Consider the following 24,686-nt stretch of genomic DNA (forward strand, 5'->3'; position numbering starts at 1 on the left):
GGGGGGGGGGGGGGGGGGGGGGGGGGGGGGGGGGGGGGGGGGGGGGGGGGGGCGGGGGAGGGGGGGGGGGGGGCGAGCCCGGCATCAGCATGTCGAGGGGTGCTGCGGGACCCTGGAGGAGTGGGTGAGCATCGCGCCGGTTGCTCCGCCTTGGGCGTGCGAATGGCGGAAGCTGCGCCTTTGTTCCTCTTGCTCTCTGACAGGGCAGCGGATCATCCGGACACGCCGGTGGTACTGTCCGATGATTGCTAGGGAGGAATTGGGATGGGCTTTTTCGAGACGCTGCGGCGTTCACTGCTGGTGGCCGGGCTGGCGCTGGCGGGCGTAGGTACGCTGCAGGCGGCCGTGCCATCGCCGAAGTCACACTTCGGTTTCGACATCGGCGACGACTACATGCTGGCCAACTACACGCAGACCGAGGCGTACTTCCGCAAGGTGGCGGCCAGCTCGGACCGGTTCCGCCTGGTGGAGCTGGGCAAGAGTTCCGAAGGGCGCCCGCAGTTGATGCTGATCGCCTCTTCGCCGGCCAATCTTGCACGGTTGGAGGAGTACCGCGGCATTTCCGAGCGGCTGGCGCGGGCGCGTGACGACGCGCAGGCCGCGCGTGCGCTGGCCGAGCAGGGCAAGGCAGTGGTCTGGATCGACGGCGGTCTGCATGCCAACGAGACGGTCGGGCCGCACCAGCTGATCGAGACGGTGTGGCAGCTGGCCAGTCGTGATGATGCCGAGACCCGCCGCATCCTCGATGACACCATCGTGCTGTTGGTACATGCCAACCCCGACGGCCAGGAGCTGTATTCGGACTGGTACATGCGCGAGCCGGTGCCGGCCAAGCGGGTGCTGGACAAGCCGCAGCGGCTCTACCAGAAATACGCCGGGCACGATAACAACCGCGACTTCTACATGGCGGCGCTGCAGGAAACGCGCAACATGAACCTGGCCATGTACACGCGGTGGTACCCGCAGATCGTCTACAACCACCACCAGGCCGCGCCGAAGGGAACGGTGATCGTGATACCGCCGTATCGCGACCCGTACAACTACAACATCGACCCGATGATCCCGGTGGGGCTGGAGGCGCTGGGTTCGGCGATGAACCTGCGCTACCTGCAGGAGAACAAGCCCGGTGCGGTGTCCAAGGGCGGCAGCGTGTACTCGACCTGGTGGAACGGCGGGCTGCGCACCATGCCGTACTTCCACAACATGCTGGGCGTGCTGACCGAGATTGTCGGCAATCCGACGCCGATGCAGATCCCCTATCTGCCGGAGCGGCAATTGCCGGACAGCAACCTGCCGGCGCCGGTGACGGCGCAGACCTGGCATTTCCGCCAATCCATCGATTACAGCCTGACCGCGAACTGGGCGTTGCTGGACTACGCCTCGCGTCACCGCGAGCAGCTGCTGTGGAACATCTACTGGATGGGGCGCAATGCCATCGCGCGCGGCAGCACCGACACCTGGACTGCCAGCCCGACGCGGTTGGCCGAAGCGGCTGGGCAGGCCAAGGCCGCTGCAACGGACGCGCCGCAGGACGGGCTGGGGCCGCGGCAGGTGGCGCAGTGGCTGCAGCGCCCGGACCAGCGTGATGCCCGTGGCTACATCATTCCGGCCGACCAGGCCGACCTGCCCACTGCGGTGGCCTTCGTCAACGCGCTGCAGCTGGCCGGCGTGGAGGTGCAGCGCGCATCGCGTGCATTCGTGGTGGCCGGCAAGTCGTATCCGGCCGGTTCGTTCGTGGTGCGTGCCGACCAGGCGTTCCGTGCCCATGTGCGTGACATGTTCGAGCCACAGGACCACCCGCACGACTTCGAGTATGAAGGCGGGCCGCCGATCGCTCCGTACGATTCGGCGGGCTGGACCCTGGCCTTCCAGATGGGCGTGGCCTTCGACCGGGTACTGGAGGCCTTCGATGGCCCGTTCGCGGCGCTGCCCGTCGGCCAGTTGCAGGCGCCGGCCGATGCGCCGGTGCCGGCGTCGTCCCGTGGTTGGTTGCTGGATGCGCGGGTCAACAATGCGTTCATTGCGGTCAATCGCCTGCTGAAGGCCGGGGCCCGGGTCAGCCGGGTGCCGTCGCGCGATGGCGCCTTCCTGGTTGCCGGGCTCGAGGCTGACGCACTGGCGGTGGCCCTGCAGGGGACGGGTGTGGCCGCCGCCGTCGCGCCTGCCGACGTGGTGGCTGAAGCGCCGCTGCGCGCGCCGCGGATCGCGCTTTGGGACCGCTACGGCGGTTCGATGGTGTCCGGCTGGACGCGGCTGGTGCTGGAGAACTTCGGCTTCGACTACGAAGTGGTCTACCCGCAGCAGATCCTGGCCGGGGACCTGCGCCAGCGCTTCGACGTCCTGCTGCTGCCCAGTGGCGCGTTGCCGCTGCCGGCCGAGCTGGCCATCGAGGGCAAGGCCGGGCGTACGCCGGCTTCGCCGGATCCGGCGACCATCCCGGCGGAGTACCGCTCCATGCTGGGCGAACTGCAGGGTGAGCCTGCGGTGGCGGCGCTGCGCCAGTTCATGGGGCAGGGCGGCCACGTGGTCGCGACCGGCTCTTCCAGTGGCCTGGCGCTGCAGCTGGGGTTGCCGGTGGCCAGCCATCTGCGCAAGCCCGATGCTGCCGGCCAACTCAGGCCATTGAGCCAGCGGGAGTACTACATCCCGGGTAGTGTGCTGGAGGTGGCGGTGGACAAGGCGCAGCCGCTGAATTGGGGGCTGCCGGCACGGCTGGATGTGTATTTCTCCGACGGTCGCTGGGATAATGCGCCGGTGCTGGATCTGCCCGCCGGCCGCGCCGATATCCGGCCGCTGCTGCGCTTCGACGGGCCCAGGCCGCTGCGTAGTGGTTGGGCCTGGGGCCAAGAGCACCTGCAGGGCGGCGTGCTGGCGGCCGAAGCCGGGATGGGGGCAGGGCGGTTGACGTTCTTCGGGACCGACATCACCTTCCGGGCCCAGACCCATGCCTCGTTCAAGCTGCTGTTTAATAGCTTGCTGCAGGCGGGCGCCACCGGGACCTCTGCGCACGAATAGGGGCGGGGCTCGCCTGGCTGGCCCGAACCTGAAGCGTTGGTGACGTCGCCGGGGCTTGACTTGCAAGTGCCGGAAAATACTGACAGAATGCACGACCACTCGCGAAGGTCATGGTTTTCATGGCCCTCGCAACCAGCGAAATGAGGCACAGGACGTACCTCGTATTCGCCAGACAAGGACAGGTCGCATGGGGCACTCCGGTAATACGGGGTGTTTTCTGTGCGTTTGAAGATGTCTGGGGCGGGCCGGGTAACCGGGCCGCCTTGCTGTTTTGAAGGGATTCTCGTTGGCGGGAGGTGCTTTGGCGCCGACCGTCGTTTTCATGGGGGCTGGTACACACAGAGGCCAGTCCCGTCGCTCTTTAGACCTATAGGAACACCGTCATGGCGGACCAAAAGATCCGGATTCGGTTGAAGGCGTTCGATCATCGCTTGATCGACCGTTCGGCCAGCGAGATCGTTGAAACGGCAAAGCGGACCGGCGCGCAAGTGCGTGGCCCGATCCCCCTGCCGACCAAGATCGAGCGTTACACCATTCTCGTCTCCCCGCACGTCGACAAGGACGCGCGTGACCAGTACGAGACCCGCACGCACAAGCGCGTGCTCGACATCGTCGACCCCAACGACAAGACCGTGGACGCGCTGATGAAGCTCGAACTGGCTGCCGGCGTCGACGTGCAGATCAAGCTGACCTGAGGACTACGACCATGACGAAGAAGTATTCGTTGGGCTTCGTGGGCCGCAAGGCCGGCATGAGCCGCGTTTTCACCGAAGATGGTCGCTCCATCCCGGTGACCCTGATTGAAGCCACCCCGAACCGCATCGCGCAGATCAAGACCGTCGAAACCGACGGCTACAGCGCCGTGCAGGTGACCGTCGGCGCCCGTCGCGCTGCGCTGGTCAACAAGCCGGAAGCCGGCCACTTCGCCAAGGCGAAGGTGGAAGCGGGCCGCGGCCTGTGGGAATTCCGCGTTGAAGACGCCCAGGTCGGTGATTTCACCGTCGGCGGCGAAATCAAGGCAGACATCTTTGAAGTCGGCCAGACGGTTGACGTCCAGGGCGTCACCAAGGGTAAGGGCTTCCAGGGCACCATCAAGCGCCACAACTTCCGTATGGGCGATGCAACCCACGGTAACTCGCTGTCGCATCGCGCGCCGGGTTCGCTGGGTCAGCGCCAGACCCCGGGTCGCGTTTTCCCGGGCAAGAAGATGTCCGGCCACATGGGTGCCGTGCAGCAGAGCACGCAGAACCTGGAAGTGGTCAAGGTCGACGTCGAGCGTGGTCTGATTGCCATCCGCGGCGCCGTGCCTGGCGCAGCCGGTGGTGACGTGATCGTGCGTCCGGCGAGCAAGGCATAAGGAGAGATGACGATGGAACTCGTTATCACGGGTAGCAACAACAAGGTCTCGGTCTCCGAAGCCGTGTTCGGCCGCGATTTCAGCGAAGATCTGGTTCACCAGGTCGTCGTTGCTTACCGCAACGCCGCTCGCGCCGGCACCAAGGCACAGAAGACGCGCTCTGAAGTGGCTGGTACCACCAAGAAGTCGAAGAAGCAGAAGGGTGGTGGCGCACGTCACGGTGCCCTGACCGCTCCGATCTTCGTCGGCGGTGGTGTCACCTTCGCGGCCAAGCCGCGCAGCTTCGAGCAGAAGGTCAACCGCAAGCAGTATCGCGCCGCCATGTGCGCCATCCTGTCCGAGCTGAACCGCCAAGGCCGCCTGACCATCGTCGAGTCCTTCGACGTGGAAGCGACCAGCACCAAGGGTCTGATCGGCAAGCTGGCAGGCCTGGAAGTGGGCAAGCGTCCGCTGATCGTCACCGAAGAGGCTTCCGAGCATCTGTACCTGTCGGCCCGCAATCTGCCCTACGTGCAGGTGCGTGACGTCCAGGGCCTGGATCCGGTCGCTCTGGTCGGTGCCGACACGGTCGTCATCACCGCTGACGCGGTCAAGAAGGTCGAGGAGTGGCTGGCATGAGCAGCAACGAAAAAATCTTCAGCGTGCTGCGCGCTCCGCGAGTCTCCGAAAAGACCGCGCGCCTGCAGGAACTCTCCAACCAGTACGTCTTCGAGATCTCGAACGAAGCCACCAAGGCCGATGTAAAGGCCGCGGTTGAGCAGCTGTTCGACGTCAAGGTCGAGGCCGTCAACGTGGTCAACGTCAAGGGCAAGAACAAGTCCTTCCGTAACCGCGCTGGCCGTCGCGGCGATTGGCGCAAGGCGTACGTGCGTCTGGCCGATGGCCAGTCCATCGATGTAACGGCCAAGGCCTGAGGTACATCCCATGCCATTGATGAAATTCAAGCCCACCTCCGCAGGCCGTCGTTCGGCCGTGCGCGTGGTCACGCCCGATCTGCACAAGGGCGCACCGCACGCAGCGTTGCTGGAGCCGCAGAGCAAGTCCGGTGGTCGTAACCACCACGGTCGCATCACCACCCGTCACGTGGGCGGTGGTCACAAGCAGCACTACCGTCTGATCGACTTCAAGCGCAACAAGGAAGGCATTCCGGCACGCGTGGAACGTATCGAATACGATCCGAACCGCACTGCCCACATCGCCCTGCTGTGCTACGTCGACGGCGAGCGTCGCTACATCATCGCCCCGAAGGGCCTCAAGGCGGGTGACCAGGTCATCTCGGGTGCTCACGCCCCGATCAAGACCGGCAACACCCTGCCGCTGCGCAACATCCCGGTCGGTACCACCGTCCACGGGATCGAGCTGAAGCCGGGCAAGGGCGCCCAGATCGCCCGTGCCGCTGGTGCAGGCGTGCAGCTGGTTGCTCGTGAAGGTATCTACGCCACCCTGCGCCTGCGCTCGGGTGAAATGCGCAAGGTGCCGGTCGAATGCCGCGCCACCATTGGTGAAGTCGGCAACGACGAGCACAACCTCGAGAAGCTGGGTAAGGCCGGTGCCAAGCGTTGGCGCGGCGTCAAGCCGACCGTCCGCGGTGCGGCCATGAACCCGGTTGACCACCCGCACGGTGGTGGTGAGGCCAAGGCCGGCCAGGGTAACCCGCATCCGGTCACCCCGTGGGGTGTCCCGACCAAGGGTTACAAGACGCGCCATAACAAGCGCACTCAGCAGTTCATCGTCCGCGATCGTAGGGGCTAATCGACCATGGCACGTTCACTCAAGAAGGGCCCGTTCGTCGATCACCACCTCGTCAAGAAGGTGGAGGCCGCTGCGGGCAGCAAGAAGCCGATCAAGACCTGGTCGCGCCGCTCCATGATCCTGCCGGAAATGGTTGGATTCACGATTGCCGTGCACAACGGCAAGAACCACGTCCCGGTTCTCGTCAACGAGAACATGGTCGGTCACAAGCTCGGCGAATTCGCTGTCACCCGGACCTTCAAGGGTCACGGCGCTGACAAGAAGTCGGGCAAGTAAGGAGAGATGACAATGGAAGCGAAAGCAATCCTGCGCACCGCGCGCATCTCCCCGCAGAAGGCACGTCTGGTCGCTGACCAGGTCCGTGGCCTTCCGGCCGAGCGTGCGGTCAACCTGCTGAAGTTTTCGGACAAGAAGGCTGCCCACCTGATCAAGAAGGTGGTGGAGTCGGCTATCGCAAATGCCGAGAACAATCAGGGCGCTGACGTCGACGAGCTGAAGGTCAAGACCATCATGGTTGATGAAGGTCCCACCCTGAAGCGTTTCATGGCGCGGGCGAAAGGCCGCGGTACCCGCATCCTCAAGCGCACCAGCCACATCACTGTGGTTGTGGGCGCCGGCAAGTAAGCGGAAAGGATAAAGACCATGGGTCATAAAGTTCATCCGGTTGGTATCCGCCTCGGTATTTCCAAGGACTGGAACTCCAAGTGGTACGCCAACAAGGCCGAGTTCGCTGGTTACCTGGCAGCCGACCTGAAAGTGCGCGAAATGCTGCGCAAGAAGCTGGCTCAGGCCGGCATCTCGAAGATCCTGATCGAGCGTCCGGCCAAGACCGCACGCGTGACGATCCACACCGCCCGCCCGGGCGTGGTGATCGGCAAGCGCGGTGAGGACATCGAAAAGCTGCGTAAGGAAGTGAGCGAGATGATGGGCGTCCCGGCGCACATCAACGTCACCGAAGTTCGCAAGCCTGAGTTGGATGCACAGCTGGTTGCCGAGTCGATCGCGCAGCAGCTGGAGCGTCGCATCATGTTCCGCCGCGCGATGAAGCGTTCGGTCGGCAACGCGATGCGCCTGGGTGCCCTGGGCATCAAGGTCAACGTGGCTGGCCGCTTGAACGGCGCCGAAATCGCCCGTTCGGAGTGGTACCGCGAAGGCCGCGTGCCGCTGCACACCCTGCGCGCTGACATCGACTACGGTTTCGCTGAAGCCAGCACCACTTACGGCATCATCGGCATCAAGGTCTGGATCTACAAGGGCGAAGTCTTTGATTTCTCCCAGGTTGGCCAGGAAAAGCAGGACGACAGCCCGCGCAACGATCGTAACGATCGCGGCGACCGTGGCGACCGTCCGTCGCGCCCGGCTCGTGAAGCGAGGTAACGGCAATGTTGCAACCCAAGCGAACCAAATACCGCAAGATGTTCAAGGGCCGTAACGACGGCCTGAGCTGGAGCGCGAATGCCGTCAGCTTTGGCGAGTATGGCCTGAAGGCAACCGCTCACGGTCAGCTGACCGCGCGTCAGATCGAAGCGGCTCGCCGCTCGATCAGCCGCTACGTCAAGCGCGGCGGCAAGATGTGGATCCGCGTGTTCCCCGACAAGCCCATCACCAAGAAGCCCATCGAAGTCCGAATGGGTGCCGGTAAGGGTGGCGTGGAATACTGGGTCGCTCAGATCCAGCCCGGCCGCATGATTTATGAAGTCGAGGGCGTTACCGAGGAAGTGGCACGCGAGGCGTTCCGCCTGGCCGCTGCCAAGCTCTCGGTGACCACCACTTTCGTGACCCGGACGGTGCGCTGATGGACATCAAACAACTCCGCGAGAAGTCGGCTGACGAACTCAAGGCCCACCTGACCGACCTGCGTAAGGAGCAGTTCTCGCTCCGCATGCAGCAGGTCACCGGCCAGCTGCCGAAGACCCATGAAACCCGCCGGGTGCGCCGCGAGATTGCTCGCGTCAAGCACCTGATCGGCAGCACGAAGTAAGGATGGCTGCGATGAGCGAAAATAACGCAAGCAAGACGCTGCGCACGGTCGAAGGCCGTGTCGTCAGCAACAAGATGGACAAGACGGTCACCGTGTTGGTGGAGCGCCAGGTCAAGCACGCCCTGTACGGCAAGTACATCAAGCGTTCGACCAAGCTGCACGCACACGACGCCGAGAACGCCTGCAACGAAGGCGATATCGTGCGCGTGACCGAGATTGCTCCGATGTCCAAGACCAAGAACTGGCGCGTGGTGGAAGTCATCACGCGTGCGGCTGAATAAGGAGATCTGAATCATGATCCAGATGCAGAGCTACCTCGACGCCGCGGACAACTCCGGTGCCAAGGAACTGATGTGCATCAAGGTGCTGGGTGGTTCCAAGCGCCGTTATGCCCACATCGGCGACATCATCAAGGTCACCGTGAAGGACGCAATTCCGCGCGGCAAGGTCAAGAAGGGTGAAGTGTATGACGCCGTCGTGGTGCGTACCCGCAAGGGTGTGCGTCGCGCCGACGGCTCGCTGATCCGCTTCGACGGCAACGCCGCGGTCCTGCTCAACAACAAGCAAGAGCCGATCGGCACCCGCATCTTTGGGCCGGTGACCCGTGAACTTCGTTCGGAGAAGTTCATGAAGATCGTCTCGCTCGCTCCCGAAGTTCTGTGAGCGCCAGGAGATAATCATGGCTAACCGTATCAAGAAGGGCGACCAGGTCGTCGTCAACACCGGCAAGGACAAGGGCAAGCAGGGCGAAGTCGTCCGCGTCGACGGCGACCGCGTGGTCGTCGCCAACGTGAACATCGTCAAGCGCCACACCAAGCCGAACCCGCAGGCAGGCGTTGCCGGCGGCGTGGTCGAGCGTGAAGCTTCGATCCATATCTCCAACGTCAATGTCCTGAACCCGGCAACGGGCAAGGGCGAGCGCGTTGGCTTCAAGGTGCTGGAGGATGGACGCAAACTGCGTGTGTTCCGCTCCAGCGGTGAGGCGCTCGACGCCTGAGGAATGAATTGATGAATTCCCGTCTCGAAAAGTTTTACAAGGAAGAAGTGGTGCCGGCGCTGACCAAGCAGTTCGGCTACACCAATCCGATGGAAGTGCCGCGCCTGGTCAAGATCACCCTGAACATGGGTGTGGGCGAAGCTGCGACCAACAAGAAGGTTCTTGAGAACGCCGTTGCCGATATGACCAAGATCACCGGCCAGAAGCCGGTGGTCACCAAGTCGCGTGTCTCGGTGGCTTCGTTCAAGATCCGTGATGGTTGGCCGATCGGCTGCAAGGTCACGCTGCGTCGTGACACCATGTTCGAGTTCCTGGACCGCCTGATCAACATCTCGCTGCCGCGCGTGCGTGACTTCCGCGGCGTGTCGGGTCGTTCGTTCGACGGTCGTGGCAACTACAACATGGGCGTGAAGGAACAGATCATCTTCCCGGAAATCGACTTCGACGCCGTCGACGCGATCCGCGGTATGGATATCGCCATCACGACCACCGCCAAGACCGACGCGGAAGCCAAGGCGCTGCTGGCAGCGTTCAAGTTCCCGTTCCGTAACTGATTCGTCGAGGATACCGAAATGGCAAAGACCTCCATGGTCAACCGCGACATCAAGCGGGAAAAGCTGGCCAAGAAGTACGCCGACAAGCGTGCAGCTCTGAAGAAGATCGTGTCCTCCGTTGACGCGACCTACGAAGAGAAGATCGAAGCCGCAACCAAGCTGTCCAAGCTGCCGCGCGATTCGTCGCCGAGCCGCCAGCGCAACCGTTGCGAGTTGTCGGGCCGTCCGCGTGGCGTGTACAGCAAGTTCGGCCTGGGCCGCAACAAGCTGCGCGAAGCCACCATGCGCGGCGACGTGCCGGGCCTGCGCAAGGCCAGCTGGTAAGCAACAACCCGGTCCGGGCCGCAAGGCCCGGCCAGGTCACCGGAAGGGCAACCTGACGGTAATTCAAAGAGTCCGACGCAAGTCGGACTTTTTGTCGTATAATCCCGCTTCTTGCCTGCCCGAAATGGGCTGGCCGGTGCGGTAAGGGCCCTGGCCCATCCCAGGAAAACACGAGATTTTCGCGAAAGCGGATATCGGTGCACTCAAAGGTATCTACATGAGCATGACTGATCCCATCGCCGACCTGCTGGTCCGCATCAAGAATGCGGCCGCGGTTGGCAAGCAGACGGTGAAAGCCCCGTCGTCCAAGATCAAGGTGGCAATTGCCCAGGTCCTGAAGGACGAGGGTTACATCGCCGACCTGCGCGTCAACAAGCTGGAAAACAACAAGGCCGAGCTCGAAATCGTCCTGAAGTACTTCGAGGGCAAGCCGGTCATCGCTACCCTGAAGCGCTTCTCGCGTTCGGGTCTGCGCCAGTACCGTGGCAAGTCCGAGCTGCCGAAGGTCCTCAACGGCCTGGGCATCGCCATCATTTCCACCTCCAAGGGCATCATGACTGATGCGCAGGCGCGCCAGCAGGGCGTCGGCGGCGAAGTCCTGTGCTTTGTGGCTTAAGGGAAGGAGTCCACTATGTCCCGCGTAGCCAAGAAGCCGATCAACCTGCCCAAGGGCGTTGAACTGAACATCCAGCCGGAATCCGTCAGCGTGAAGGGCCCGAAGGGCACCCTGTCGCTGAACAAGGCCGCCGGCGTTGAAATCTCCATCGACAACGGCGTTATCACCCTGAACCCGAAGGACATCTCCTTTGATGCCCTGACCGGCACCGTGCGCGCCATCCTGGCCAACATGGTCCAGGGCGTGTCCGAAGGTTTCGAGCGCAAGCTCGAGCTGGTCGGCGTGGGTTACCGCGCTGCCATGCAGGGCAAGGACCTGAACCTGTCGCTGGGTTTCTCGCATCCTGTCGTGTTCGTGGCGCCGGAAGGCATCACCCTGTCGACCCCGACGCAGACGGAAATCGTCGTGCAGGGCGCTGACAAGCAGGTCGTCGGTGAAGTCGCTGCCAAGATCCGCGGTTACCGTCCGCCGGAGCCCTACAAGGGCAAGGGTGTGAAGTACGCCGGTGAAGTCATCATTCGCAAGGAAGCCAAGAAGGCCTAATTCCTAGGTTTTCAGCTTTCGAGGATAAAGAACATGAACAAGAACATCGCCCGTCTGCGTCGCGCCAAGTCGACCCGCTCGCACATCCGTACCCTGGGCGTTGCTCGCCTGTCGGTGCTGCGTACCGGCCAGCACCTGTACGCGCAGATCTTCACTGCCGACGGCTCCAAGGTGCTGGCTTCGGCCAACACCGCCCAGGCCGACGTCAAGGAAGGCCTGAAGAACGGCAAGAACTGCGACGCTGCTGCCAAGGTCGGCAAGATCATCGCCGAGCGCGCCAAGGCTGCCGGTATCGAGAAGGTCGCTTTCGACCGCTCGGGCTACCGCTACCACGGCCGCATCAAGGCTCTGGCCGAAGCTGCCCGCGAAGGCGGCCTGCAGTTCTAAGGAATAGGGAAGGGGCCGTGTGCCCCTTTCCGCCTGCCTGCCGGTACAGGTCGTGCCGGGCGCCGGCAACTCTTCTGCAGTTGCCGGTGAAACACCGCTGTAAACCACAACCATAAGCGGCCCCGAGCCGTACATACCCAACCAATCAAGGAATCAACATGGCAGAAGAACGTCAGCAGCGGGGTCGCGATCGCGACCGTAACCGCGAAGAGAAAGTCGACGACGGCATGATCGAGAAGCTGGTCGCGGTCAACCGCGTCAGCAAGACCGTCAAGGGCGGTCGCCAGTTCACCTTCACCGCCCTGACCGTGGTCGGCGACGGCGAAGGCAAGGTCGGTTTTGGTTATGGCAAGGCCCGCGAAGTGCCGGTCGCCATCCAGAAGTCGATGGAGCAGGCGCGCAAGAACCTGGTCAACGTTGACCTGAACAACGGCACCCTGTGGCACACCATCAAGGATGGTCACGGCGCAGCCCGCGTGTTCATGCAGCCGGCCTCCGAAGGTACCGGCGTGATCGCCGGCGGCGCCATGCGCGCCGTGCTGGAAGCCGTTGGCGTGAAGAACGTGCTGGCCAAGGCCACCGGTTCGCGTAACCCGATCAACCTGGTGCGTGCCACCGTGAAGGGCCTGGCTGCTGCGCAGTCGCCGGCTCGCATCGCGGCCAAGCGCGGCAAGAAGGTGGAGGAACTCAACCATGGCTAATGAGTCCAACAAGACCGTGAAGGTGCGCCTGGTGCGCGGCCTGCGTGGAACCCAGTCGCGTCACCGCCTGTCGGTGCGTGCCCTGGGCCTGAACAAGCTCAACGATGTGCGTGAACTGAAGGACAGCCCGCAGGTTCGCGGCCTGATCAACAAGGTTCAGTACCTCGTCCAGGTTGAGGAGTAATCGACCATGACTCTGCGTCTCAATGAACTGAGCCCGGCACCGGGCGCCCGCACCGAGCGTACCCGCGTCGGTCGCGGTATCGGCTCGGGCCTGGGCAAGACTGCCGGCCGCGGCCACAAGGGTTCGTTCGCCCGCAAGGGGGGCGGCAAGATCAAGGCTGGCTTCGAAGGCGGCCAGACCCCGATGCAGCGCCGTCTGCCGAAGATCGGCTTCCGTTCCAAGATGGCCAAGGACACCGCTGAAGTGCTGTCCTACCACCTGGACCGTCTGGAAGCGGGTGAGATCGACTTCGCGGCACTGCGTGCCGCCAAGCTGGTCCCGTCCACTGCCAAGAAGGCCAAGGTCGTTCTGAAGGGCGAGCTGACCAAGGCGTTCACCCTGAAGGGTGTTGCGGCTACCGCCGGCGCCAAGGCTGCGATCGAAGCTGCCGGCGGCAGCGTACAGGAGTAACTGGAACATGGCGCAAGCTGGCATCGGTAACCTCGCGGGCGGGATGGGCAAGTTCACGGAACTTCGCCAGCGTCTTCTGTTCGTACTCGGGGCATTGCTCGTCTATCGCATCGGCTGCTACGTGCCGGTGCCGGGCGTCAATCCCGATGCCATGCTTGCGCTGATGCAGGCGCAGGGCGGCGGTATCGTGGACATGTTCAACATGTTCTCGGGCGGCGCCCTGCACCGTTTCAGCATTTTCGCGCTGAACGTCATGCCGTACATCTCGGCATCGATCGTGATGCAGCTGGCCGTCCACATCTTCCCCGCGCTCAAGGCGATGCAGAAGGAAGGTGAGTCCGGTCGTCGCAAGATCACCCAGTATTCGCGCATCGGCGCGGTGCTGCTGGCGGTGGTGCAGGGCGGCAGTATCGCGCTGGCGCTGCAGAACCAGCTGTCGCCGGGCGGTGCCCCGGTGGTGTACGCCCCGGGCCTGGCCTTCGTGTTCACCGCCATCGTGGCGCTGACCGCAGGCACCATGTTCCTGATGTGGGTGGGCGAGCAGGTCACCGAGCGTGGCATCGGCAACGGTGTGTCGCTGATCATCTTCGCCGGCATCGTGGCAGGCCTGCCGGCCGCCGTGATCCACACCGTGGAAGCGTTCCGCGACGGCAGCATGAGCTTCATCTCGCTGCTGATCATCGCCCTGGTGGTGCTGGCCTTCACTTATTTCGTGGTGTTCGTCGAGCGCGGCCAGCGCCGCATCACCGTCAATTACGCCCGCCGTCAGGGTGGCCGTAATGCGTACATGAACCAGACCTCGTTCCTGCCGCTGAAGCTGAACATGGCGGGCGTGATCCCGGCCATCTTCGCCTCCAGCATCCTGGCCTTCCCGGCCACCCTGGCGATGTGGTCCGGCCAGGCCAGCTCCGCGACCTGGCTGCAGAAGGTCGCCAACGCGCTGGGTCCGGGCGAGCCGCTGCACATGATCGTGTTCGCCGCGCTGATCACCGGTTTCGCGTTCTTCTACACCGCGCTGGTGTTCAACTCGCAGGAAACCGCCGACAACCTCAAGAAGTCGGGTGCTCTGATCCCGGGTATCCGTCCGGGCAAGGCCACCGCCGAGTACATCGACGCCGTGCTGACCCGCCTGACGGCCGCCGGCTCGCTGTACCTGGTCATTGTCTGCCTGCTGCCGGAAATCATGCGCACGCAGCTCAATGCCTCGTTCTACTTCGGCGGCACCTCGCTGCTGATCGTGGTGGTCGTGGTGATGGACTTCATTGCCCAGATCCAGGCCCACCTGATGTCGCACCAGTACGAGAGCCTGCTCAAGAAGGCCAACCTGAAGGGCGGCAACCGCGGCGGTTTTGCACGCGGCTGATTCACCCGGTATACTTTCCGCTTCATAGCGGTCAAGGCCGCCCCGGTACCCGGGGCAGGCCTTCCAGACAGAAGGGCGGTCCCCGCAGCGGTCTTGGGTGGGGGTGCGATGTGGTTGTTCCGCGCGGGAGTAGCGCGGGCGGCTTGAAGGGCAACCTTCCTGCCAGGCACATCCGGCGCCGGAGCATGGGCACACTCCCCATGCCGGGTCCATGGAACCTTGTGTTCCACGGGCTTCCAAGCAAACCAAGACCTTGTTAGTATCGCTAGTTCACTTTTTTGATCCATCCTGCCGGATTGGCGCGCCTGTCGGTGCGTATTCGGCCATCACTCAGCTGGAGAACCGCGTCATGGCGCGTATTGCAGGCGTCAACCTGCCAGCCCAGAAGCATGTCTGGGTCGGGTTGCAAAGCATTTACGGCATCGGCCGTACCCGCTCGAAGAAGGTCTGCGAAGCCGCAGGCGTTACTTCGACCACCAAGATCCGCGACCTGTCGGAGCCGGAAATCGACCGTCTGCGCCTTGAAGTGGGCAAGTACATCGTCGAAGGCGACCTGCGTCGTGAAGTCGGCATCGCAATCAAGCGTCTGATGGACCTGGGCTGCTACCGCGGTCTGCGTCACCGTCGCGGCCTGCCGCTGCGCGGCCAGCGCACCAAGACCAATGCTCGCACCCGCAAGGGTCCGCGCAAGGCTCTGAAGAAGTAAGGGACCCTAGAAAATGGCTAAGCCCGCTGCTGCTAAGACCAAGAAGAAGATCAAGCGCGTCGTCACCGACGGCGTTGCCCACGTCCACGCTTCGTTCAACAACACCATCGTGACCATCACCGACCGCCAGGGCAATGCACTGTCCTGGGCGACCTCCGGTGGCGCCGGTTTCCGTGGCTCGCGTAAGTCGACTCCGTTCGCTGCCCAGGTTGCCGCCGAAAAGGCTGGCAAGGCTGCGCTGGACTACGGCCTGAAGTCGCTGGAAGTCCGCATCAAGGGTCCGGGTCCGGGCCGTGAGTCGGCCGTGCGTTCGTTGAACAACGTCGGCTACAAGATCACCAACATCATCGACGTGACGCCTATCCCGCACAACGGGTGCCGTCCGCCGAAGAAGCGTCGCGTCTAAAGGAGCGATAAGAAATGGCTCGTTATATCGGTCCTACCTGTAAGCTCGCCCGCCGCGAAGGCGCCGACCTCTCCCTGAAGAGCCCGGCCCGCGCGTTGGACTCCAAGTGCAAGCTGGAGCAGAAGCCCGGCCAGCACGGCGCGACCGCCCGCAAGGGCAAGCTGTCCGACTACGCCACCCAGCTGCGTGAAAAGCAGAAGGTCAAGCGTATCTACGGTCTGCTGGAGCGTCAGTTCCGCAACTACTACAAGAAGGCCTCGACCAAGAAGGGCAACACCGGCGAGAACCTGCTGCAGTTGCTGGAAACCCGTCTGGACAACGTCGTCTACCGCATGGGCTTCGCTGTGACCCGTCCGGCTGCCCGTCAGCTGGTCTCGCACCGCGGCGTCACGGTCAACGGCAAGTCGGTGAACCTGGCTTCGTACCAGGTCAAGGCTGGCGACGCGATCGCCCTGTCCGAGAAGGCTGCCAAGCAGCTGCGCGTCCAGGAAGCCCTGGTTGTCGCTGAACAGCACGACCTCAGCCCGTCGTGGGTCGAAGTCGATTCGAAGAAGTTCAGCGGCGTGTTCAAGGCCGTTCCGGATCGCGCCGACCTGCCTGCGGATATCAACGAAGCGCTGATCGTCGAGTTGTATTCGAAGTAATTCACAATGGAGAACCTCCGGGTTGCACCGGAGGTTCGCAGGAGAACCCGCAACATGACGGTTACCGCAAACCAGGTTCTGCGTCCTCGCGGTCCGCAGATCGAACGCCTTACCGAGACCCGCGCCAAGGTCGTGATCGAACCGTTGGAGCGTGGTTACGGGCATACGCTGGGCAACGCCCTGCGTCGCGTGCTGCTGTCGTCCATCCCGGGCTTCGCCATTACCGAAGTCGAGATCGACGGCGTGCTTCACGAGTACACCACGCTGGAAGGCCTGCAGGAGGACGTGCTCGAAGTCCTGCTGAACCTGAAGGACGTGGCCATTCGCATGCATTCCGGCGACAGCGCCACGCTCTCCCTGTCCAAGCAGGGCCCGGGCATCGTGACCGCTGCCGACATCAAGGTTGACCATAACGTCGAAGTGATCAACGGCGACCACGTGATCTGCCACCTGACCAAGGACGCGGCGATCAACATGCGTCTGAAGATCGAGCGTGGCTTCGGCTACCAGCCGGCTGCCTCGCGCCGCCGTCCGGACGAAGAGTCGCGTGCGATCGGTCGTCTGGTGCTGGACGCTTCGTTCTCGCCGGTCCGTCGCGTCGCCTATTCGGTGGAAGCGGCCCGCGTCGAGCAGCGTACCGACCTGGACAAGCTGGTCATCGATATCGAAACCAACGGCACGATCGATGCCGAGGAAGCCGTCCGCACCGCGGCCGACATCCTCAGCGATCAGCTGTCGGTGTTCGGTGACTTCACCCACCGCGATCGCGGTGCGGCCAAGCCGGCCAACAACGGCGTGGATCCGGTGCTGCTGCGCCCGATCGACGACTTGGAGCTGACCGTGCGTTCGGCCAACTGCCTGAAGGCCGAGAGCATCTACTACATCGGTGATCTGATCCAGAAGACCGAAGTGGAACTGCTCAAGACCCCGAACCTGGGCAAGAAGTCGCTGACCGAAATCAAGGAAGTGCTGGCCCAGCGTGGCCTGTCGCTTGGCATGAAGCTGGAGAACTGGCCGCCGGCCGGTGTCGCCGCTCACGGCATGCTTGGTTGATAGCAGCATCTGTTCCCCCGCATGGGTGACCATGCGGGGGAATGTTGTAGGCAGTACCCGCGTAGACGGCTGACAAGGCCGCTGCGCCGGTCGTCCAGGGATAGGGCGGCCAGGACCATCCGCAGTCCATGCAGCAACGCCACGACGGCGACAACGAAGTCCAACGTCTCATCATTCAATCTAAGGAATCTGTCCCATGCGTCACCAGAAGTCTGGCCGTAAGTTCAGCCGCACCAGCGCCCACCGCGAAGCGATGTTCAAGAACATGGCCGCCTCGCTGTTCAAGCACGAGCTGATCAAGACCACCCTGCCGAAGGCCAAGGAACTGCGCCGCGTTGCCGAGCCGCTGATCACCCTGGCCAAGGTCGACTCCGTCGCCAACCGCCGCCTGGCCTTTGCCCGCCTGCGTGACAAGGAAGCCGTCGGCAACCTGTTCACCATCCTGGGCCCGCGCTACGCCACCCGTCCGGGCGGCTACCTGCGCCTGCTGAAGTGCGGCTTCCGCGCCGGCGACAACGCTCCGATGGCCTATGTCGAGCTGGTCGACCGTCCGGCCGCCGTTGCCGAAGAAGTCGCCGAGTAATCGCGACCTTCCATCCTGCAAGGGATGAAACAGAAGCCCGGCCTTGGCCGGGCTTTCTGCTTATGGGAAGTCGTCATGGCCGCAGTTGCTGTTGCACTGCGGCCGGGCTGGTACTCTTGCCGGATGGTTGAAACGGGTTGATGTGATGAATCCTTTGCGGTGGAGTTTTCGGGCCCAGTGCCTGACCGGTTTCCTGGTCTGCGCTGGGCTGTTGGCGTTCGCGATCTTCATGCAGATCAAGATGGGCCTGGAGCCGTGTCCGCTCTGCATCTATCAGCGGATCGCGTTTGCGGCGGTGGGTGTGCTGTTCCTGCTCGGCGCCCTGCACGGGCCGGCCAGTCGTGGCGGGCGCGCGTTCTATGGCGTGCTGGTGTTCCTCGCCGCAGCCGTCGGCATGGGCATTGCCGGGCGCCACGTCTACGTGCAGTTGCTGCCGAAGGACCTGGGCAGCAGCTGTGGTCCGCCGCTGAGCTTCCTGGCCGAAACGATGGGCCCGTTCGAGGTGTTCCGCACCGTGCTGACCGGCACCGGTGACTGCGGCAACATCGACTGGACGTTCCTGGGCCTGAGCATGCCGATGTGGAGCCTGGTGTGGTTCGTGCTGCTGGGCCTGGGTGCCCTGTATGCAGGCTTCCGCGCGCGCAAGACGCGCCTGTTCTGACTATTTCCCACGTACTGAAACGGTAATCCCCCATGAGTTTGTCCCCCTCCCAGCCCGTGGCCGCCATCGATTCGACCTGGGCGCCCGACAGCTGGCGTGGCCGGCCGGCGTTGCAGATGCCGACCTATCCTGATGCGGCGGCGCTGGAATCGGCGCTGGCCGAGTTGCGGCAACTGCCGCCGCTGGTGACCTCCTGGGAGATTTTCGCGCTCAAGCAGCAATTGGCCGAGGCGCAGGAGGGCAAGCGCTTCCTGTTGCAGGGGGGCGATTGCGCCGAGAACTTCGCCGACTGCGGGTCGGGCACCATCTCCAACCGGCTCAAGGTGCTGCTGCAGATGAGCCTGGTGCTGGTGCACGGCCTGCGCAAGCCGGTGATCCGGGTCGGACGCTTCGCCGGCCAGTACGCCAAGCCGCGTTCTGCCGATACCGAGACACGCGATGGCGTGACCCTGCCGAGCTATCGCGGTGACGTGATCAATGCACCGGAGTTCACCGAGGCCGCGCGCGTGCCGGACCCGCAGCGGATGATCACCGCGCACTCGCGCTCGGCGCTGACGATGAATTTCGTGCGGGCGTTGATCGATGGGGGCTTCGCCGACCTGCACCACCCCGAGTACTGGAACCTGGCGTGGATGCGCTGCTCGCCGCTGGCCGGAGAGTACCAGGAGATGGTGGCCTCGATCGGCGATGCGGTGCGCTTCATGGAGACGCTCTCCGGCGCGCAGGTGCACAACCTCAACCGGGTGGATTTCTACACCTCGCACGAGGCGCTGTTGTTGCCCTACGAGCAGGCGTTGACCCGGCAGGTGCCGCGCCAGACCGGCTGGTTCAACCTCAGCACGCATTACCCGTGGATCGGCATGCGTACCGCCGCGCTGGACGGTGCACACGTGGAGTACCTGCGCGGCGTTCGCAACCCGATCGCGATCAAGGTGGGGCCGTCGGTGCAGCCGGACCAGCTGCTGCGTCTGATCGACGTGCTCAACCCGGACGATGAGCCGGGCCGACTGAGCTTCATCCACCGCATGGGGGCGGCGCAGATCGCCGAGAAGCTGCCGCGCTTGCTGGACGCGGTGAAGCGCGACGGCCGGCGGGTGCTGTGGGTGTGCGATGCGATGCATGGCAATACCGAGAGCACCAGCAATGGCTTCAAGACGCGTCGCTTCGACAACATCCGCAACGAGGTCGAGCTGTCGTTCGACCTGCATGCCGCGGCCGGTACGCGCCTGGGCGGCGTGCATCTGGAGCTGACCGGGGAGGACGTCACCGAATGCACCGGCGGCGCGCGGGAGCTGACCGAGCGTGACCTGGAGCGTGCCTATCGTTCCAGTGTTGATCCGCGCTTGAACTACGAGCAGTCGCTGGAGATCGCGATGGCGATCGTGCGCAAGCAGGGCGTTCGCTAAGGCCTGGAACGGGCCATGCTCCGCTGACGCTTTGCGGGGAAGGCCCATGCTGAGCATGACTCGGCACGACCAAACGTGGCTCAGTGCTTGCGGCGCTTGCCGATATCGCGGGCCAGGACCCAGACCACGAGGACGTTGACCGCCAGCAGCAGCCAGGAGGCCCAGCCGGGGTGCTTGATGATGGCGTACACGTCCAGTGGCAGGTACAGGGCGGCGGAGATGCAGCCCAGCCAGGAAGCCCAGGCCTTGGCGCGCCACAGGCCCCAGGCCTCGAGCACGCGTAGCAGGCCATAGCCGACCAGGGCGGCGGCGCCCAGGTGCACGGTGTCGGGGGTGATCAGGTTCAGCAGCGAGGAGAACGAGCCCTGTTCGGGATCGCCGCCGATGCGCAGGATCAGCGCATTGATGATGGTGCGCAGCGGCGCCGGCCCGGAGATTTCCAGGCCAGCGGCGGCGAGAAAGGCCAGGACGGCCTTTCCCGCTTCCAGCAGCGCGATGGCTGCCAGACCCGGATGCGCATGCGGATCCGGGTTGTAGGGCGTGTTGCCGGCCAAGTGGATCAGCCCGCGCGCGAGGCCTTCTTGCGGTCGCTCTCGGTCAGGTGCTTCTTGCGCAGGCGGATTTCCTTCGGGGTGATTTCGACCAGTTCGTCGTCATCGATGAAGTCCAGGGCCTGTTCCAGCGAGAACTTGATGGCCGGGGTCAGCTGGATCGCGTCGTCCTTGCCCGAAGCGCGCATGTTGGTCAGCGGCTTGGTCTTGATCGCGTTGACGGTCAGATCGTTGTCCTTGGAGTGGATGCCGATCAGCTGGCCTTCGTACACGTTGTCGCCTTCAGCGGCGAACAGCTTGCCGCGTTCCTGCAGCGGGCCCAGCGAGTAGGCCGGGGTGGCACCCGGGGCATTGGCGATCATCACGCCGTTCAGGCGCTTGGCGATGGCGCCCTGTTCCTTCGGGCCGTAGTGGTCGAAAACGTGGAACAGCAGGCCCGAACCCTGGGTCAGGGTCTTGAACTCGTTCTGGAAGCCGATCAGGCCACGCGCCGGGATCTTGAAGTCCAGGCGCACGCGGCCCTTGCCGTCCGGTTCCATGTTCTCCAGCAGCGCCTTGCGGGTGCCGAGCTTCTCCATCACGCCGCCCTGGTGCTGCTCTTCGATGTCCACCACCAGCTGCTCGATCGGCTCCATCATCTGGCCGTCGATTTCCTTGATGATCACTTCCGGGCGCGAGACGGCCAGCTCGTAGCCTTCGCGACGCATGGTTTCGATCAGCACCGACAGGTGCAGTTCGCCACGGCCGGAGACCAGGAACTTGTCGGCGTCTTCGAGCTGCTCGACCCTCAGTGCCACGTTGTGCACGGTCTCGCGCTCCAGGCGCTCCTTGAGCTGGCGGCTGGTCAGGAACTTGCCGCCGGACAGGTCCTTGTTGCCGGCGAACGGCGAGTTGTTGACCTGGAAGGTCATCGAGATGGTCGGCTCGTCGACGGTCAGGGCCGGCAGCGCTTCGGGGTTGTCCAGGGCGCAGACGGTGTCGGAGATGGTCAGCTCCTGGATGCCGGAGATGGCGATGATGTCGCCGGCCTGGGCTTCCTCGACCTCGATGCGCTCCAGGCCCATGAAGCCCAGCACCTGCAGGACCTTGCCCTGGCGCTTCTTGCCTTCACGGTCGATCACGATGACCGGCTGGTTCTTCCTGACCTTGCCGCGCTGGATGCGGCCGATGCCGATCACGCCGACGAAGTTGTTGTAGTCCAGCTGGCTGATGCGCATCTGGAACGGGCCATCGGCCTCGACTTCCGGCACCGGCACGTACTTCATGATCGCTTCGTACAGCGGGGTCATGTCGCCGTCGCGGACGGTGTCTTCCAGGCCGGCGTAGCCGTTCAGGCCCGAGGCGTAGACGATCGGGAAGTCCAGCTGCTCGTTGGTGGCGCCGAGCTTGTCGAACAGGTCGAACACCTGGTCGATGACCCAGTCCGGGCGGGCGCCCGGGCGGTCGACCTTGTTGACCACGACGATCGGCTTGAAGCCCATCGCGAAGGCCTTCTGGGTGACGAAGCGGGTCTGCGGCATGGGGCCGTCCATCGCGTCGACCAGGATCAGCACCGAGTCGACCATCGACAGCACGCGCTCCACTTCACCGCCGAAGTCGGCGTGTCCGGGGGTGTCGACGATGTTGATGCGGTTGCCGTTCCACTTGATGGCCGTGTTCTTGGCCAGGATGGTGATGCCGCGTTCCTTTTCCTGGTCGTTGCTGTCCATCACGCGCTCGGCCAGCACGGTGCGCTCGGACAGGGTGCCGGACTGCTTGAGCAGCTGGTCGACGAGGGTGGTCTTGCCATGGTCGACGTGGGCGACGATGGCGATGTTGCGAAGATTTTCGATGGACATGCGAAAGGGGGCCAGTCGGCGCCGGATTTGGAGAAATGAGTTCAACATTATACGTCGACAATGACGTTTCGCGAAAAATCCGTGTGACCGGCGGAATGGCCCATTCAGCAAGCCTTGACGCCCCCGCCAGGCCAGCCTCCGGCGGCTGGGCAGGGGGGCGAGGGCGGAAAGTGAGGTGTAAACTAGGCGGCTCTGGAAACACACACTTCCCAAGGATCCACATGTCCCTGATCGCCCACTTCGATACGTCCCGCGGCCCGATCAAGGTCGAGCTGTTCGCCGACAAGGCGCCGCTGACCGTCGCCAACTTCGTCAACCTGGCCAAGCACGGCTTCTACGACGGCCTGGCGTTCCACCGCGTGATCGCCGACTTCATGATCCAGGGCGGCTGCCCGGAAGGCTCCGGCCGCGGCGGCCCGGGCTACCGTTTCGAGGACGAGACCAACAACGGCGTGCGCCATGAGCGCGGCGTGCTGTCCATGGCCAATGCCGGCCCGAACACCAATGGCAGCCAGTTCTTCATCACCCACATCAAGACCGATTGGCTGGACGGCAAGCACACCGTGTTCGGCAAGGTGCTCGAAGGCCTGGACGTGGTCGATGCGGTCAAGCAGGGTGATGCGATCAACAAGATCACCATCGAGGGCGATGTCGACGCCGTGCTGGCCGCCAAGGCCGACCGCGTCGCTGAGTGGAACAAGATCCTCTCGGCCTGATCCGGATTCGACGGTCGCCGTGCAGGCGGCCGTTTTTGCTTGAGGCCCGGTTTCCGCCGTGCGGCGGCGGCCGGGTTTGACCCCACAAAACGCTTCTTAGCAGAGGAAACCCCCATGAAAGCACCCGTTCGTGTTGCCGTAACCGGCGCTGCCGGCAATATCGGTTACGCCCTGCTGTTCCGCATCGCCTCCGGCGAAATGCTCGGCAAGGACCAGCCGGTCATCCTGCAGCTGCTCGAGATCGACAACGAAAAGGCCCAGGCCGCCCTGCAGGGCGTGGTCATGGAGCTGGAAGACTGCGCGTTCCCGCTGCTGGCCGGCGTGGTGACCACCGCCGACCCGCTGGTGGCCTTCAAGGACGTCGACGTGGCCCTGCTGGTCGGCGCGCGTCCGCGCGGCCCGGGCATGGAGCGCAAGGACCTGCTGCTGGAAAACGCCAAGATCTTCACCGTGCAGGGCAAGGCCCTGAACGCCGTTGCCAAGCGTGACGTGAAGGTGCTGGTGGTCGGCAACCCGGCCAACACCAATGCCTACATCGCCATGAAGTCGGCCCCGGACCTGGATCCGAAGAACTTCACCGCCATGCTGCGCCTGGACCACAACCGCGCCCTGAGCCAGTTGGCCGCCAAGACCGGCAAGACCGTGGACAGCTTCGAGAAGTTCACCGTGTGGGGCAACCACAGCCCGACCATGTACCCGGACTACCGCTTCGCCACCACCGGCGGCGCCTCGGTGGCCGAGCTGATCAACGATCAGGAATGGAACGCCAACACCTTCATCCCGACCGTCGGCAAGCGTGGCGCGGCCATCATCGCCGCCCGTGGCCTGTCCTCGGCCGCGTCGGCTGCCAACGCCGCCATCGACCACATCCATGACTGGGTGCTGGGCAGCAACGGCAAGTGGGTGACCATGGGCGTACCGTCCGACGGCTCCTACGGCATCCCCGAAGGCGTGGTGTTCGGTTTCCCGGTGACCACCGAGAACGGCCAGTACACCATCATCAAGGACCTGCCGATCGACGACTTCTCCAGGAAGTACATCGATATCACCCTGGGTGAGCTGGAAGAAGAGCGCGCCGGCGTGGCCGACCTGCTCTGATCGCAGCGCGCCAGCGTGATGGAATGAAAAGGGGAAGCTACGGCTTCCCCTTTTTTGTAGGGCACTGCGTGTTGCAATGCCAGGCGCTGTGTTGATCGGCATGAACGACGAAACCATCCTCCATTACCTTGACGACTCCCTGCTGGTTGCCGAAAAGCCGGCCGGGTTGCTGTCCGTGCCCGGCCGCCTGCCGGAGAACCAGGATTGCCTGGTGTCGCGCCTGCAGGTGCTGTATCCGGATGCGTTGACGGTGCACCGGTTGGACCAGGTGACCTCGGGGCTGATGTTGTATGCGCGCGGCAAGGTGATGCAGGCGGCGTTGTCGGCGCAGTTCGAAAAGCGCGTGGTCAGCAAGCGCTACGAGGCCGTGGTGCAGGGGGTGATCGAAGGGGATGCCGGTGAAGTCGCGTTACCGTTGATCTGCGACTGGCCGAACCGGCCCAGGCAGATGGTGGACTTCGAGCGCGGCAAGCCGGCGTTGACGCGCTGGCGGGTGCTGGACCGTGACCTGCAGCTGCAGCGCACCCGGGTGGAGCTGGAGCCGGTGACCGGGCGCAGCCACCAGCTGCGGTTGCACATGGCCAGCCTGGGCCACCCGATCGTGGGTGACGTGATGTACGGGGCGCAGCCGGCCGAGCGGGTGCAATTGCATGCATGCCGGTTGCAGTTCGTGCATCCGGTGAGTGGGGAGATGATGGCGTTTGTTTCGCGGAGCCCGTTCCAGGGATCCTGAGCCTGCTGGCCCTCACCCCAACCCCTCTCCCGTTCACGGGAGAGGGGCTCGAATTGCTGCGGCGCGT

At 64.0% G+C, this 24,686-nt stretch carries 35 protein-coding genes; 33 read left to right on the forward strand and 2 right to left on the reverse strand.

Annotation, left to right across the window (positions count from 1 at the left end; all coding sequences use genetic code 11):
• Positions 1-264: 264 nt before the first annotated feature.
• The 30 genes from ATCM_RS01405 (at position 265) to ATCM_RS01550 (ending at position 19,683) form a co-directional block, all read left to right on the forward strand.
• Positions 265-3,015, forward strand: coding sequence for a M14 metallopeptidase family protein (locus ATCM_RS01405; RefSeq protein ID WP_132862498.1), 2,751 nt, complete (start codon positions 265-267; stop codon positions 3,013-3,015).
• Between the two features lie 383 nt (positions 3,016-3,398).
• Positions 3,399-3,710 (forward strand): 30S ribosomal protein S10, encoded by a 312-nt coding sequence (gene rpsJ / locus ATCM_RS01410; protein WP_010341589.1) that lies wholly within the window; start codon positions 3,399-3,401, stop codon positions 3,708-3,710.
• A gap of 11 nt (positions 3,711-3,721) precedes the next feature.
• A complete protein-coding gene (gene rplC, locus ATCM_RS01415) occupies positions 3,722-4,372 on the forward strand; it encodes a 50S ribosomal protein L3 (protein ID WP_132862499.1) in 651 nt (216 codons plus the stop codon).
• A 12-nt stretch (positions 4,373-4,384) separates the two neighbouring features.
• Positions 4,385-4,990 (forward strand): 50S ribosomal protein L4, encoded by a 606-nt coding sequence (gene rplD / locus ATCM_RS01420; protein WP_054668595.1) that lies wholly within the window; start codon positions 4,385-4,387, stop codon positions 4,988-4,990.
• On the forward strand, positions 4,987-5,286 hold the full coding sequence (gene rplW, locus ATCM_RS01425) for a 50S ribosomal protein L23 (RefSeq protein ID WP_132862500.1): 300 nt from the start codon (positions 4,987-4,989) through the stop codon (positions 5,284-5,286). The genes rplD and rplW overlap by 4 nt, the downstream gene beginning before the upstream one ends.
• A 10-nt stretch (positions 5,287-5,296) precedes the next feature.
• The gene (gene rplB, locus ATCM_RS01430; protein WP_132862501.1) at positions 5,297-6,124 is read left to right on the forward strand and encodes a 50S ribosomal protein L2; all 828 of its coding nucleotides are present in this window, start codon (positions 5,297-5,299) and stop codon (positions 6,122-6,124) included.
• 6 nt (positions 6,125-6,130) lie between these two features.
• Positions 6,131-6,400: a 30S ribosomal protein S19 gene (rpsS, locus tag ATCM_RS01435; protein ID WP_132862502.1), complete on the forward strand. Its 270-nt coding sequence runs from the start codon at positions 6,131-6,133 to the stop codon at positions 6,398-6,400.
• A 12-nt stretch (positions 6,401-6,412) separates the two neighbouring features.
• The gene (gene rplV, locus ATCM_RS01440; protein ID WP_132866034.1) at positions 6,413-6,748 is read left to right on the forward strand and encodes a 50S ribosomal protein L22; all 336 of its coding nucleotides are present in this window, start codon (positions 6,413-6,415) and stop codon (positions 6,746-6,748) included.
• Between the two features lie 18 nt (positions 6,749-6,766).
• Positions 6,767-7,501, forward strand: a complete 735-nt coding sequence (gene rpsC / locus ATCM_RS01445) for a 30S ribosomal protein S3 (protein ID WP_132862503.1) — start codon at positions 6,767-6,769, stop codon at positions 7,499-7,501.
• Positions 7,502-7,506: 5 nt separating this feature from the next.
• Positions 7,507-7,920: a 50S ribosomal protein L16 gene (gene rplP / locus ATCM_RS01450; protein WP_057629593.1), complete on the forward strand. Its 414-nt coding sequence runs from the start codon at positions 7,507-7,509 to the stop codon at positions 7,918-7,920.
• Entirely contained in the window at positions 7,920-8,105 is a 186-nt protein-coding gene (rpmC, locus tag ATCM_RS01455) for a 50S ribosomal protein L29 (protein ID WP_054657204.1), read from the forward strand. Before rplP ends, rpmC begins: the two co-directional genes overlap by 1 nt.
• An 11-nt stretch (positions 8,106-8,116) precedes the next feature.
• Positions 8,117-8,386 carry a 30S ribosomal protein S17 gene (gene rpsQ / locus ATCM_RS01460; RefSeq protein WP_132862504.1) on the forward strand — a complete coding sequence of 90 codons (270 nt, stop codon included), beginning with the start codon at positions 8,117-8,119 and terminating at the stop codon, positions 8,384-8,386.
• A gap of 13 nt (positions 8,387-8,399) precedes the next feature.
• Positions 8,400-8,768 (forward strand): 50S ribosomal protein L14, encoded by a 369-nt coding sequence (gene rplN, locus ATCM_RS01465; RefSeq protein WP_019186153.1) that lies wholly within the window; start codon positions 8,400-8,402, stop codon positions 8,766-8,768.
• Positions 8,769-8,784: 16 nt separating this feature from the next.
• Positions 8,785-9,102, forward strand: coding sequence for a 50S ribosomal protein L24 (gene rplX / locus ATCM_RS01470; protein WP_132862505.1), 318 nt, complete (start codon positions 8,785-8,787; stop codon positions 9,100-9,102).
• Between the two features lie 11 nt (positions 9,103-9,113).
• Positions 9,114-9,656 carry a 50S ribosomal protein L5 gene (gene rplE / locus ATCM_RS01475; RefSeq protein ID WP_132862506.1) on the forward strand — a complete coding sequence of 181 codons (543 nt, stop codon included), beginning with the start codon at positions 9,114-9,116 and terminating at the stop codon, positions 9,654-9,656.
• An 18-nt stretch (positions 9,657-9,674) separates the two neighbouring features.
• Positions 9,675-9,980, forward strand: coding sequence for a 30S ribosomal protein S14 (gene rpsN, locus ATCM_RS01480; RefSeq protein ID WP_132862507.1), 306 nt, complete (start codon positions 9,675-9,677; stop codon positions 9,978-9,980).
• Positions 9,981-10,197: 217 nt separating this feature from the next.
• Positions 10,198-10,596: a 30S ribosomal protein S8 gene (gene rpsH / locus ATCM_RS01485; protein WP_132862508.1), complete on the forward strand. Its 399-nt coding sequence runs from the start codon at positions 10,198-10,200 to the stop codon at positions 10,594-10,596.
• 15 nt (positions 10,597-10,611) lie between these two features.
• On the forward strand, positions 10,612-11,139 hold the full coding sequence (gene rplF / locus ATCM_RS01490; RefSeq protein ID WP_132862509.1) for a 50S ribosomal protein L6: 528 nt from the start codon (positions 10,612-10,614) through the stop codon (positions 11,137-11,139).
• A gap of 33 nt (positions 11,140-11,172) precedes the next feature.
• Positions 11,173-11,526: a 50S ribosomal protein L18 gene (gene rplR / locus ATCM_RS01495; protein ID WP_132862510.1), complete on the forward strand. Its 354-nt coding sequence runs from the start codon at positions 11,173-11,175 to the stop codon at positions 11,524-11,526.
• Between the two features lie 158 nt (positions 11,527-11,684).
• Positions 11,685-12,227 (forward strand): 30S ribosomal protein S5, encoded by a 543-nt coding sequence (rpsE, locus tag ATCM_RS01500; protein WP_132862511.1) that lies wholly within the window; start codon positions 11,685-11,687, stop codon positions 12,225-12,227.
• Positions 12,220-12,411, forward strand: a complete 192-nt coding sequence (rpmD, locus tag ATCM_RS01505; protein ID WP_005408214.1) for a 50S ribosomal protein L30 — start codon at positions 12,220-12,222, stop codon at positions 12,409-12,411. Before rpsE ends, rpmD begins: the two co-directional genes overlap by 8 nt.
• 6 nt (positions 12,412-12,417) lie before the next feature.
• Positions 12,418-12,861, forward strand: a complete 444-nt coding sequence (rplO, locus tag ATCM_RS01510) for a 50S ribosomal protein L15 (RefSeq protein ID WP_132862512.1) — start codon at positions 12,418-12,420, stop codon at positions 12,859-12,861.
• A gap of 7 nt (positions 12,862-12,868) precedes the next feature.
• Positions 12,869-14,224: a preprotein translocase subunit SecY gene (secY, locus tag ATCM_RS01515; RefSeq protein ID WP_132862513.1), complete on the forward strand. Its 1,356-nt coding sequence runs from the start codon at positions 12,869-12,871 to the stop codon at positions 14,222-14,224.
• 349 nt (positions 14,225-14,573) lie between these two features.
• Positions 14,574-14,930: a 30S ribosomal protein S13 gene (gene rpsM, locus ATCM_RS01520; RefSeq protein ID WP_054663350.1), complete on the forward strand. Its 357-nt coding sequence runs from the start codon at positions 14,574-14,576 to the stop codon at positions 14,928-14,930.
• Positions 14,931-14,943: 13 nt separating this feature from the next.
• Positions 14,944-15,336 carry a 30S ribosomal protein S11 gene (gene rpsK, locus ATCM_RS01525; RefSeq protein ID WP_054657227.1) on the forward strand — a complete coding sequence of 131 codons (393 nt, stop codon included), beginning with the start codon at positions 14,944-14,946 and terminating at the stop codon, positions 15,334-15,336.
• A gap of 14 nt (positions 15,337-15,350) precedes the next feature.
• Positions 15,351-15,980, forward strand: coding sequence for a 30S ribosomal protein S4 (gene rpsD / locus ATCM_RS01530; protein WP_057633112.1), 630 nt, complete (start codon positions 15,351-15,353; stop codon positions 15,978-15,980).
• A gap of 54 nt (positions 15,981-16,034) precedes the next feature.
• On the forward strand, positions 16,035-17,033 hold the full coding sequence (gene rpoA, locus ATCM_RS01535; protein ID WP_132862514.1) for a DNA-directed RNA polymerase subunit alpha: 999 nt from the start codon (positions 16,035-16,037) through the stop codon (positions 17,031-17,033).
• 196 nt (positions 17,034-17,229) lie between these two features.
• On the forward strand, positions 17,230-17,616 hold the full coding sequence (gene rplQ, locus ATCM_RS01540) for a 50S ribosomal protein L17 (RefSeq protein ID WP_132862515.1): 387 nt from the start codon (positions 17,230-17,232) through the stop codon (positions 17,614-17,616).
• 145 nt (positions 17,617-17,761) lie between these two features.
• Positions 17,762-18,277 (forward strand): disulfide bond formation protein B, encoded by a 516-nt coding sequence (locus ATCM_RS01545; RefSeq protein ID WP_132862516.1) that lies wholly within the window; start codon positions 17,762-17,764, stop codon positions 18,275-18,277.
• Positions 18,278-18,309: 32 nt separating this feature from the next.
• Positions 18,310-19,683: a 3-deoxy-7-phosphoheptulonate synthase class II gene (locus ATCM_RS01550; RefSeq protein ID WP_132862517.1), complete on the forward strand. Its 1,374-nt coding sequence runs from the start codon at positions 18,310-18,312 to the stop codon at positions 19,681-19,683.
• Positions 19,684-19,763: 80 nt separating this feature from the next.
• On the opposite strand, the gene ATCM_RS01555 is transcribed toward ATCM_RS01550, so the two are convergent.
• Together ATCM_RS01555 and typA are read right to left on the reverse strand one after the other, a co-directional pair.
• A complete protein-coding gene (locus tag ATCM_RS01555; protein WP_132862518.1) occupies positions 19,764-20,237 on the reverse strand; it encodes a DUF2127 domain-containing protein in 474 nt (157 codons plus the stop codon).
• Positions 20,238-20,242: 5 nt separating this feature from the next.
• On the reverse strand, positions 20,243-22,072 hold the full coding sequence (gene typA, locus ATCM_RS01560; protein ID WP_132862519.1) for a translational GTPase TypA: 1,830 nt from the start codon (positions 22,070-22,072) through the stop codon (positions 20,243-20,245).
• A 221-nt stretch (positions 22,073-22,293) separates the two neighbouring features.
• Between typA and ATCM_RS01565 the strand changes: the two genes are divergently transcribed.
• The 3 genes from ATCM_RS01565 to ATCM_RS01575 all read left to right on the forward strand — a co-directional run bounded on the left by ATCM_RS01565 (position 22,294) and on the right by ATCM_RS01575 (position 24,619).
• Positions 22,294-22,788: a peptidylprolyl isomerase gene (locus ATCM_RS01565; RefSeq protein WP_132862520.1), complete on the forward strand. Its 495-nt coding sequence runs from the start codon at positions 22,294-22,296 to the stop codon at positions 22,786-22,788.
• Between the two features lie 114 nt (positions 22,789-22,902).
• On the forward strand, positions 22,903-23,886 hold the full coding sequence (locus ATCM_RS01570; protein ID WP_132862521.1) for a malate dehydrogenase: 984 nt from the start codon (positions 22,903-22,905) through the stop codon (positions 23,884-23,886).
• Positions 23,887-23,986: 100 nt separating this feature from the next.
• The gene (locus ATCM_RS01575; protein ID WP_132862522.1) at positions 23,987-24,619 is read left to right on the forward strand and encodes an RluA family pseudouridine synthase; all 633 of its coding nucleotides are present in this window, start codon (positions 23,987-23,989) and stop codon (positions 24,617-24,619) included.
• The last annotated feature ends 67 nt before the right edge of the window (positions 24,620-24,686 follow it).

Origin of the sequence: Stenotrophomonas sp. ATCM1_4 (assembly GCF_004348115.1) — a bacterium.
Taxonomy (GTDB): domain Bacteria; phylum Pseudomonadota; class Gammaproteobacteria; order Xanthomonadales; family Xanthomonadaceae; genus Stenotrophomonas; species Stenotrophomonas capsici.